Source organism: Rhodoferax sp. UBA5149, assembly GCF_002413825.1.
GTDB lineage: Bacteria > Pseudomonadota > Gammaproteobacteria > Burkholderiales > Burkholderiaceae_C > Rhodoferax.
In genome coordinates this window covers 6,769-16,321 of record NZ_DHXT01000028.1, presented here as the reverse complement: position 1 = coordinate 16,321, position 9,553 = coordinate 6,769, and the positions used below count along the sequence as shown (strand labels likewise).

7 protein-coding genes and 1 tRNA gene are annotated in these 9,553 nt (G+C 60.6%); 6 read left to right on the top strand and 2 right to left on the bottom strand.

The features are described from left to right. Positions 1-45 precede the first annotated feature (45 nt). Positions 46-885, bottom strand: coding sequence for a presqualene diphosphate synthase HpnD (hpnD, locus tag B3V69_RS02310; protein WP_296443409.1), 840 nt, complete (start codon positions 883-885; stop codon positions 46-48). Positions 886-895: 10 nt separating this feature from the next. Further along, positions 896-1,765 carry a squalene synthase HpnC gene (gene hpnC / locus B3V69_RS02305; RefSeq protein WP_296443406.1) on the bottom strand — a complete coding sequence of 290 codons (870 nt, stop codon included), beginning with the start codon at positions 1,763-1,765 and terminating at the stop codon, positions 896-898. Positions 1,766-1,964: 199 nt separating this feature from the next. Here hpnC and B3V69_RS02300 point away from each other — a divergent pair, with 199 nt between their 5' ends. From B3V69_RS02300 to clpX, 6 genes are all read left to right on the top strand, one after another. Beyond that, on the top strand, positions 1,965-3,173 hold the full coding sequence (locus B3V69_RS02300) for an efflux RND transporter periplasmic adaptor subunit (protein WP_296443404.1): 1,209 nt from the start codon (positions 1,965-1,967) through the stop codon (positions 3,171-3,173). A gap of 7 nt (positions 3,174-3,180) precedes the next feature. Beyond that, the gene (locus tag B3V69_RS02295) at positions 3,181-6,354 is read left to right on the top strand and encodes an efflux RND transporter permease subunit (RefSeq protein ID WP_296443403.1); all 3,174 of its coding nucleotides are present in this window, start codon (positions 3,181-3,183) and stop codon (positions 6,352-6,354) included. Between the two features lie 59 nt (positions 6,355-6,413). Beyond that, positions 6,414-6,500, top strand: a tRNA-Leu gene (locus B3V69_RS02290). A gap of 135 nt (positions 6,501-6,635) precedes the next feature. After that, a complete protein-coding gene (gene tig, locus B3V69_RS02285) occupies positions 6,636-7,946 on the top strand; it encodes a trigger factor (protein ID WP_296443401.1) in 1,311 nt (436 codons plus the stop codon). 177 nt (positions 7,947-8,123) lie between these two features. Then, positions 8,124-8,744 carry an ATP-dependent Clp endopeptidase proteolytic subunit ClpP gene (gene clpP / locus B3V69_RS02280; RefSeq protein ID WP_296443399.1) on the top strand — a complete coding sequence of 207 codons (621 nt, stop codon included), beginning with the start codon at positions 8,124-8,126 and terminating at the stop codon, positions 8,742-8,744. A 174-nt stretch (positions 8,745-8,918) separates the two neighbouring features. Beyond that, the coding region (gene clpX / locus B3V69_RS02275) for an ATP-dependent Clp protease ATP-binding subunit ClpX (protein ID WP_296443397.1) at positions 8,919-9,553 on the top strand (635 nt) is incomplete at its 3' end.

Below are 9,553 nucleotides of genomic sequence, written 5' to 3'. Positions count from 1 at the left end.
CTCGGGGGGCAGCGCAGTACACGCAGTGACAAGCGTGGGGGGCATCTAGATCCTGCCCAGGGCTTGCACCTTCCACGCCAGCCACAGCTTGCGCAGGGGTGTCAGGCTGACGCGCTGGTGCAGCACCTGAAAGTTATCGCGCTCAATCTCTGTCAGCAAGGCGCGGTAGATGCTCGCCATCATCAGCCCCGGTTTCTGGGCGCGGCGGTCGGCTGGCGGCAGCAGCGCCAAGGCCTCGTCGTACAAATCCTGGGCGCGCCGGGCCTGGAATTTCATGAGTTCTGTGAAGCGCTCCGAGTAAGTGCGCTTGAGGATTTCATGCGCCTTGACGTCAAACTGCTGCAAGTCGTTCATCGGCAGGTAGATGCGCCCGCGCAGGGCGTCTTCACCGACGTCGCGGATGATGTTGGTGAGCTGCAGCGCCTGGCCCAGCTTGTGCGCGTAAACGGTGGTTTGCACCAGCGTCTGGCCGAAGATGTTGGCCGCCACTTCGCCCACCACGCCGGCCACCAAGTGGCAGTAACGCTGCAGACCGGGATAGTCGAGGTAGCGGGTTTGCGACAGGTCCATCTGGCAGCCCTCGATCACCGCCTGCAGATGGCGTTGCTCGATTTTGTAGTCGGCGGTCAGCGGCATCAGGGCCTGCATCACCGGGTGGCTGGGTTGGCCGGCAAACGACTGGGCCACTTCCGCCTGCCACCAGGCCAGCTTGCTGCTGGCCACGCCGGGGTCCACCATCTCGTCGACCACGTCATCGACCTCGCGGCAGAACGCATAAAACGCGGTGATGGCGGCGCGCCGGGGTTTGGGTAAAAACAGGAAGGCGTAATAAAAGCTGCTGCCCGAGGCGGCGGCTTTTTGCTGGACGTAGTGCTCTGGGGTCATCGCCCTATTGTCACATCCATAGGGCGCGCCACAGCATGACCGGTGCGTCCCACCACTTCAGGGTTGGGCGCTGCACAAGGGTGGCAAATTGCAGGGCCTCTATCTTGTCCAGAATGCGCAGGCCGCCTTGCACCACCAGGCGCAGCTCCCAGCCGGCGCGGCCCGGCACCCGGTGCACCAATGCAGCGCCATTTTTCATGCGAGCCCTCGCCGAATCTACGCAAGCAGCTATTAAATTAGTAGCAGATGCGGTTTGTCGGCAGGCCAGCATGTCCGGCTGCAAGACGCCAAAGCGGGCGCAGTCCTCCTGCGTCAGGTAGTAGCGACCGCGGGGGATGTCCACGCTCGGGTCTTGCCAGAAGTTGATCAGCTGCAAGGCAGTGCAGATGTCATCGCTGAGAAGCAGGGCGTGCGCGTCGGTCACGCCGTACAGGTGCAGCAGCAGCCGGCCGACCGGATTGGCCGAGCGGCGGCAGTAGTCCAGCAATTCAGCCTGGTTGGCGTAGCCGGCTCGGTCCCGCGTTTTTTCCACGTCTTGTTCAAACGCATCCAGCAGATCGTGCAAGGCCGGCACCGGCAGCTGGTGGGTCTGAATGGCGTGGTGCAGCGGCCCGAATACCGGCGCCCAGCGCGGGCTGAATGTGGGGTTCTGATCACAGGTGGCGATCAGGTCCTGGCGGTAAGCCTGCAGCTCGTCCAGCCGCTGCTGCGGCGTGGCGTCGCCCTCATCGGCGATGTCATCGGCGGTGCGGGCAAAGTGGTAGATGGCGGCGATCGGTGCGCGCAAATGCGCCGGGCACAGGAACGACGCTACCGGGAAGTTTTCATAGTGCTGGATCGAAACCGGGGCGGGCGGGGAAGCGGGTGCGGGGTGCTGCATGGTGCGCTGATTTTGCCCGCAAGCGGTCAGCACCCGACGCTTGTTTTGGCGCGGTGCCCGAATACCCCTGGAACCGCCTCGCAACTGTGGCGTGGCGGCTTCGCGTCTTGACAAGCATTCGCATTTGCCATAAATTACTAACCAATAGGTCATTAAAATAATTTTGACCCGTGTTCAGACCCTTTCTTAGGTTTTCATCATGCCGATCAAGTCAATTCAAACGGCGGCGACGCTCATCATCGCCGCGCTGTTACTGGCCGCCTGCGCCAAGCCCGTCCCCACGGAGGAGCCGATCCGCGCCGTGAAGGTTGTCACGGTCGGGCTGGACAGCATGCACTCCGGTGCCGAATTTGCCGGCGAGGTGCGGGCACGGGTGGAGTCGCGGCTCGGGTTTCGGGTCGGCGGCAAGATCGTGCGGCGCCAGGCCGAACTCGGCCAGCGCGTCAAAGTCGGCCAAGTGCTGGCGCAGCTCGACCCGCAGGACTACAAACTGGCGGCCGACGCGGCACGCGCGCAAATGGTGGCTGCTGCCACCAACCGCGATCTGGCCGCCGCCGATTTCAAGCGCTACAAGGCGCTGCGCGAACAGAATTTCATCAGCGGCGCGGAGCTGGAGCGGCGTGAAGCCAGCCTGAAGGCGGCCCAGGCGCAGCTGGAGCAGGCGCAGGCCCAGTTGTCGGGGCAGGGCAACCAGGCGTCTTACACCACGCTGGTGGCGGACGTCTCCGGCGTGGTGACGGCGGTGGAGGCCGAGCCGGGCCAGGTGGTGACGGCCGGCACGCCGGTGGTGCGCATTGCGCAGGACGGCCCGCGCGACGTGGTGTTTGCCGTGCCTGAAGACCGGGTGGCACTGATCAAGACCGGCTCTGCGGTTGATGTGCAGCTGTGGTCGACCAAGACCACGCTCAAAGGCTTGGTGCGCGAGGTGGCGGCCAGCTCCGACCCGGTGACCCGTACTTTTGGCGTGAAAGTGGCCTTGCCGCCCAAGGACAATTTGGCGCTCGGGACCACGGTCTCGGTGCTGCCACAAGCCTTTGATCGCGGCGGTGTGCCGGTCATCAAGCTGCCCACCAGTGCCTTTCATCAGGTCGCAAATGCGTCCACGGTGTGGGTGCTGGACAGCGCGACCATGACGGTCAAACTGCAGCCGGTGCAAATCGCCACGGCCGATGGCAACGAGGTGGTGGTGGCGGCCGGCCTGCAGCCCGGCATGCAGGTGGTGACGGCCGGTGTGCATGTGCTGTCGCCGGGTCAGAAGGTCACTATCTACAAGGAAAAAACCGCTGTAGCCCCTGTCAATATTGCGCAAGCAGCTAGCAATTCAGTAGCGCCTTCTGCAACAGCAACAGCAGCGCCCGCACCGGCGGCCGCCCTGGCCGTGCAGGCCAGCGCCAAGCCGGTCAAGTGAGGCGACCATGAAGCAAGAACAAAGCAAAGCGGGATTCAACCTCTCGAAGTGGGCGCTGGACCATACGGCGCTGACCCGCTACCTGATGATTGTGCTGATGCTGCTGGGTGGGGCGGCCTATTTCCAGCTCGGACAGGATGAAGACCCGCCGTTCACCTTCCGCATCATGGTGGTGCGAAGCTTTTGGCCGGGTGCCACGGCGCAGCAGATGGCCGAGCAGGTCACCGACAAGATCGAGCGCACCTTGCAAGAGGTGCCGTTTGCCGACAAGATCCGCAGCTATTCCAAGCCGGGCGAGTCCACCATCCTGTTCCAGCTCAAGGACTCGACCAAAGCCGCGGACGTGCCCGGCATCTGGTACACCGTGCGCAAAAAAATCGGCGATATGCGCCAGACCCTGCCCGGCGGCGTGCAGGGCCCGTTTTTCAATGACGAATTCGGTGATGTCTACGGCGTTATCTACGCGCTGGAGTCAGATGGCTTCTCGGAGGCCGAGGTCAAGACCTTTGCCGATGAGGTGCGCCAAAAACTGCTGCGCGTGACGGACGTGAACAAGGTCGAACTGTTTGGCGTACAGGACGAAAAGCTGTACATCGAGATCTCGCAAAAGCGTCTGGCGCAGCTGGGCCTGGACATGAACCAGGTGCTGGCGCAACTGACCCAACAAAATGCAGTGGAGGGCGCCGGCGCCGTGCAGACGCCGCTGGACGTGGTCCAGGTGCGGGTGGCGGGCCAGTTCGAGGCCGTCGAGCAACTCAGCGCCATGCCGATTCGGGGCACTGGCTACGGCGCCGGCACCAGCGCCGGCGGCAGCCAGTTGCGCCTGGCTGACATCGCGGTCATCAAGCGCGGCTATGTCGACCCGCCGTCGGTCAAGGTACGCCACCAGGGCAAGCAGGTGGTGGCGCTGGGCGTGTCCATGGCCAAGGGCGGTGACATCATTGCCCTGGGCCGCGCGCTCAAGATCGCCACCGGGCAGATTGGCGCCACGCTGCCGGCCGGTATTCGACTGGTGAATATTCAGGACCAGCCGACCGCGGTGGCGAAGTCGGTCAACGAGTTTGTTGGCGTACTGATCGAAGCGATCGTGATCGTGCTGGCCGTCAGTGTCATCAGCCTCGGGCTGCACAAACGCAGCGGCAATACACGCTGGTTCAGGCGCTACTACGTGGACATGCGTCCCGGTCTGGTGGTGGGCATCACGATTCCCCTGGTGCTGGCGGTCACCTTTTTGGGCATGTCCTACTGGGGCATCGGCCTGCACAAGATTTCGCTCGGCTCGCTCATCATCTCGTTGGGCCTGCTGGTGGACGACGCCATTATTTCGGTCGAGATGATGGTGCGCAAGATGGAGGAGGGCTATGACAAGGTTCGCGCCGCCACCTTCGCCTATGAGATCACCGCCATGCCGATGCTGACCGGCACCCTCATTACCGCGGTCGGCTTCCTGCCGATTGGCATCGCAAAATCCGCCACCGGCGAATACACCTTCGCCATCTTCGGCGTCACCGTGCTGGCCTTGGTGCTGAGCTGGCTGGTGTCGGTGTACTTCGTGCCCTACCTGGGGACCTTGTTGCTCAAGGTCAATCCACACGATGCCGGAGACCAGCCCCATGAGCTGTTCAACACGCCTTTCTACAACACCTTTCGCAAGACCGTGAACTGGTGCGTGCAGCACCGCTGGATCACGATCGGCGCCATGCTCCTGACTTTTGCCTTGGGCATTGCCGGCATGGGCCGGGTGCAGCAGCAGTTCTTTCCGGATTCCAGCCGGCCCGAAGTACTGCTGGATGTCTGGTTCCCCGAAGGCACCTCGTTTGCCGCCAACGAACTGACGGTCAAACGCATTGAGTCCCGCTTGATGCAAGAGCCGGGCGTGGACAGCGTGAGCACCTGGGTCGGGACCGGCGTGCCGCGTTTTTATCTGCCGATGGACTCTATTTTTCCGCAGAGCAATGTGTCGCAGTTCATCATCTTGCCGAAAGATCTGAAGCTGCGCGAGTCGCTGCGCATCCAGTTGCCGACGCTGATGGCGCAGGAGTTTCCGGAAATCCGGGCCCGCGTCAAGATATTGCCCAATGGACCGCCGGTCGCTTATCCGGTGCAGTTTCGGGTGGTGGGCGGTGAGCCTTTGGTGCTGCGTGAGCGCGCCGACGAGGTCAAGGCCGTGATGCGCGCGAGCCGCAACACGCGCGGTGTCAATGACAACTGGAATGAATTCATCAAGGTGATCCGTCTGGAGGTGGACCAGACCAAGGCGCGGGCGCTGGGCGTCACCAGTCAGTCCATCGCCCAGGCGTCCAAGACGATTCTGGTCGGCAGCAACGTCGGGCAATACCGTGAAGGCGACAAGCTGATTGATATCGTGCTGCGCCAACCGCTGGAAGAACGCAATGCCATGACAGACATCGCCAATGCCTACCTGCCCACGGCCAGCGGCAAGTCGATTCCGCTGACGCAGATTGCCAAGCCTGTTTTTGCCTGGGAGCCGGGCGTCATGTGGCGCGACAACCGCGATTACGCCATCACGGTGCAAAGCGACATCGCGGAAGGCCTGCAGGGCGCCACCGTGACCACCGAGTTGCTGCCCCAGCTGCGCGCGCTGGAGGCCGCCTGGAAAGCCAAAGGCATGGGCGCTTACCGCATAGAAGTGGCCGGTGCGGTGGAAGAAAGCAGCAAGGGCTCGGCCTCGATCGTGGCCGGCATTCCCATCATGCTGTTCATCACCTTCACCTTGCTGATGTTGCAGCTGCACAGCTTCAGCCGCGCCATGCTGGTGTTTTTGACCGGACCGCTGGGTATTGCCGGCGTTGCCAGCGCCTTGCTGCTGTCGGGGCGACCGTTCGGTTTCGTCGCCTTGCTGGGCGTGATTGCCTTGATGGGCATGATCCAGCGCAACTCGGTGATCCTGATTGACCAGATCGAGCAGGACCGTGCCAGCGGCATCCCCGCGTGGGATGCCATTGTCGAATCGGCAGTGCGGCGCTTGCGCCCGATCGTGTTGACGGCCGCCGCCGCCGTGCTGGCGATGATCCCGCTGTCGCGTTCGGTTTTCTGGGGGCCGATGGCCGTGTCCATCATGGGCGGCCTGATTGTCGCTACCGTATTGACGTTGCTGGCCTTGCCAGCCATGTACGCAGCCTGGTTCCGGGTAAAAAAGGAAGCGCCCGCAGCAGGTTAAAATAACAGGTTGACCTATTTCATGGGGGTGGTCGGGTAGACCTCCCCCTTTGTTTTTTTGCGCGGGTGGCGAAATTGGTAGACGCACCAGGTTTAGGTCCTGACGTCCGCAAGGATGTGGGGGTTCGAGTCCCCCCCCGCGCACCACTTGTGAAAATTTGCGGGACAGTCCGCAGTCGCACAGCGGCAAGCTCTGTCCATTCTGAGAATTTGCGGGACAGTCCGCCGCCGCCAAGCGGCAAGCTCTGTCCCCAACTGTTTTATAAATTTAGGAGCATCACTATGGCCGTTATCGTTGAAACGCTGGAAAAACTGGAACGAAAAATCACGCTGACCTTGCCGGTTGGCAGCATCCAGTCTGAAGTTGAATCGCGCCTGAAAAAACTCGCACGCACTGTCAAGATGGACGGTTTTCGCCCAGGCAAAGTGCCCATGAACGTGGTGGGGCAGCGTTACGGCTACTCGGTTCACACCGAAGTCATGAACGACAAAGTCGGCGAGGCGTTTTTCAATGCCGCCAACGAAGCCAAGTTGCGCGTGGCCGGCCAGCCCCGCATCACCGAGTCGGAGGCTTCGCCCGAAGGTGAAATGGCTTTTGACGCCATATTCGAGGTCTATCCGGAAGTCAAAATCGCCGATCTGGCCACGGCCGAAGTGCAAAAAATAACGGCTGAAGTCACCGACAGCGCGATTGACAAAACCCTTGACATCCTGCGCAAACAGCGCCGCACCTTTGCCCAGCGCGCCCATGACGCCGCGGCGCAAGACGGTGACCGCGTCACCGTTGACTTTGAAGGCAAGATTGACGGCGAAGTGTTTGCGGGTGGCAAGGCCGAAGATTTCCAGTTCATCGTCGGCGATGGCCAGATGCTCAAAGAGTTTGAAGACGCCACCCGCGGCATGAAGTCTGGCGAAAGCAAGACTTTCCAGCTGGCTTTCCCCGCTGAGTACCACGGCAAGGATGTGGCCGGCAAAACGGCTGACTTCATGGTCACCGTCAAGAAGATCGAATCCGCCCATCTGCCTGAAGTGAATGAAGCACTGGCCAAGTCCCTGGGCATCGCGGACGCCACGGTCGAAGGTTTGCGCGCTGATATCAAGAAGAATCTGGAACGTGAAGTCAAGTTCCGGCTGCTGGCCCGCAACAAGGCCGCCGTCATGGACGCGCTGGTGGGCAAGGCCGAGCTGGACTTGCCCAACACCAGCGTGCAAGCGGAAGTCAACCGCCTGCTCGAAGGGGCGCGCGCCGACCTCAAGCAGCGCGGCATCAAGGACGCCGACAAGGCCCCGATTCCTGACGATGTTTTCCGCCCACAAGCCGAACGCCGTGTGCGACTTGGTTTGGTGGTGGCCGAGCTGGTTCGCTCCAACAGTCTGCAAGCCAAGACGGAGCAGATCAAGGCGCACATTGAAGAATTGGCCGCCAGCTACGAGAAGCCGGCCGACGTGATGCGCTGGTACTACAGCGATAACAACCGTCTGGCCGAGGTGGAGGCCATTGTGATTGAAAACAATGTGACCGATTTCGTGATGGCCAAGGCCACGATCAGCGAAAAGAGCGTGTCCTTTGATGAGCTGATGGCTCAAAACTAAGAGAAAAGCCGCCTGAGGGCGGTTGCAATGGGGCTTGTGCCGGGCTTGTAGTCTGGTATCCAGGCCCCATTTCCTTTGTGGATCGTATTTTTCGATACAGTACTGGCATAAAAGAGAAACCCTGTGGGGCAGTCCGAAGCCTAGCGAAGCCCTTTCCTCAACTGATTAGGAATAAACATGAACGTGCGATTTGGTGCAATGGAAACGCAAGCCCTGGGTATGGTGCCCATGGTGATTGAGCAATCGGGTCGCGGTGAGCGCTCTTATGACATTTATTCGCGCTTGCTCAAGGAGCGCGTGATTTTCCTGGTCGGTCCGGTCAACGACCATGTGGCCAATCTGGTAGTGGCGCAATTGCTGTTCTTGGAGAGTGAAAATCCGGACAAGGATATTTCCTTTTATATCAACTCACCGGGTGGCTCGGTCAGTGCCGGCATGGCGATTTTTGACACCATGAACTTCATCAAGCCGGAGGTGTCTACTTTGTGCACCGGCATGGCGGCCAGCATGGGTGCGTTTTTGCTGGCAGCCGGGGCCAAAGGCAAGCGCTTCTCCCTGCCCAACTCCAAAGTCATGATTCACCAACCATCGGGTGGCAGTCAGGGCCAGGCGACCGAGATCGAAATTCAGGCCCGTGAGATTTTGAAGACACGTGAGCAGCTCAATAAAATTCTGGCTGAGCGTACCGGCCAGCCGCTGGAACGCATTGAGCGGGACACCGAGCGCGACTATTACATGTCCGCTGACGAATGCAAGGAATATGGCCTGATCGACAAGGTCATCTCGAAGCGGGCGTAACCAGGCGTCGCCCTCATGGCGTAGGGCAGGGTGGTTTTGCCATGAGCGCGGTGCTTTCTGTCGCAAGCGGCAGTATTTTTATTTGAGTATCATTCGGTAACATTCCGAAAACAGAGTTTCAGTGGAGACTAACTTGTACCCAAGTTATGTCGTAACTAAAAGGGCGTAGTTCACATGGCCGAAAAAAAAGGCTCCTCCGGCGAAAAAACTCTTTATTGTTCTTTTTGCGGCAAAAGCCAGCATGAAGTCAAGAAGCTGATTGCTGGGCCGTCGGTATTCGTCTGCGACGAATGCATTGACCTATGCAACGAGATCATTCGCGATGAATTGCCGGCCAGCACCGAGGCGCGCGGCGCGGGTGCCGATCTACCAACGCCATCAGAGATCAAGGCCAATCTTGACAGTTACGTCATTGGTCAGGAACCGGCCAAGCGGACACTGGCGGTGGCGGTTTACAACCACTACAAGCGTTTGCGGCACAAGGAAAAAGCCAAGAAGGACGATGTCGAGTTGGCCAAGAGCAATATTCTGCTGATCGGCCCAACCGGTTCTGGCAAAACGCTGCTGGCGCAAACGCTGGCCCGCATGCTGGACGTGCCCTTCGTCATGGCGGACGCCACCACCTTGACCGAAGCCGGTTATGTCGGTGAGGACGTTGAAAATATTGTGCTGAAGCTGTTGCAGAGCTGCAATTATGAAGTCGAACGGGCCCAGCGTGGCATTGTCTACATTGACGAGATTGACAAGATTTCCCGCAAGTCCGACAACCCGTCCATCACGCGCGACGTGTCGGGCGAGGGTGTGCAGCA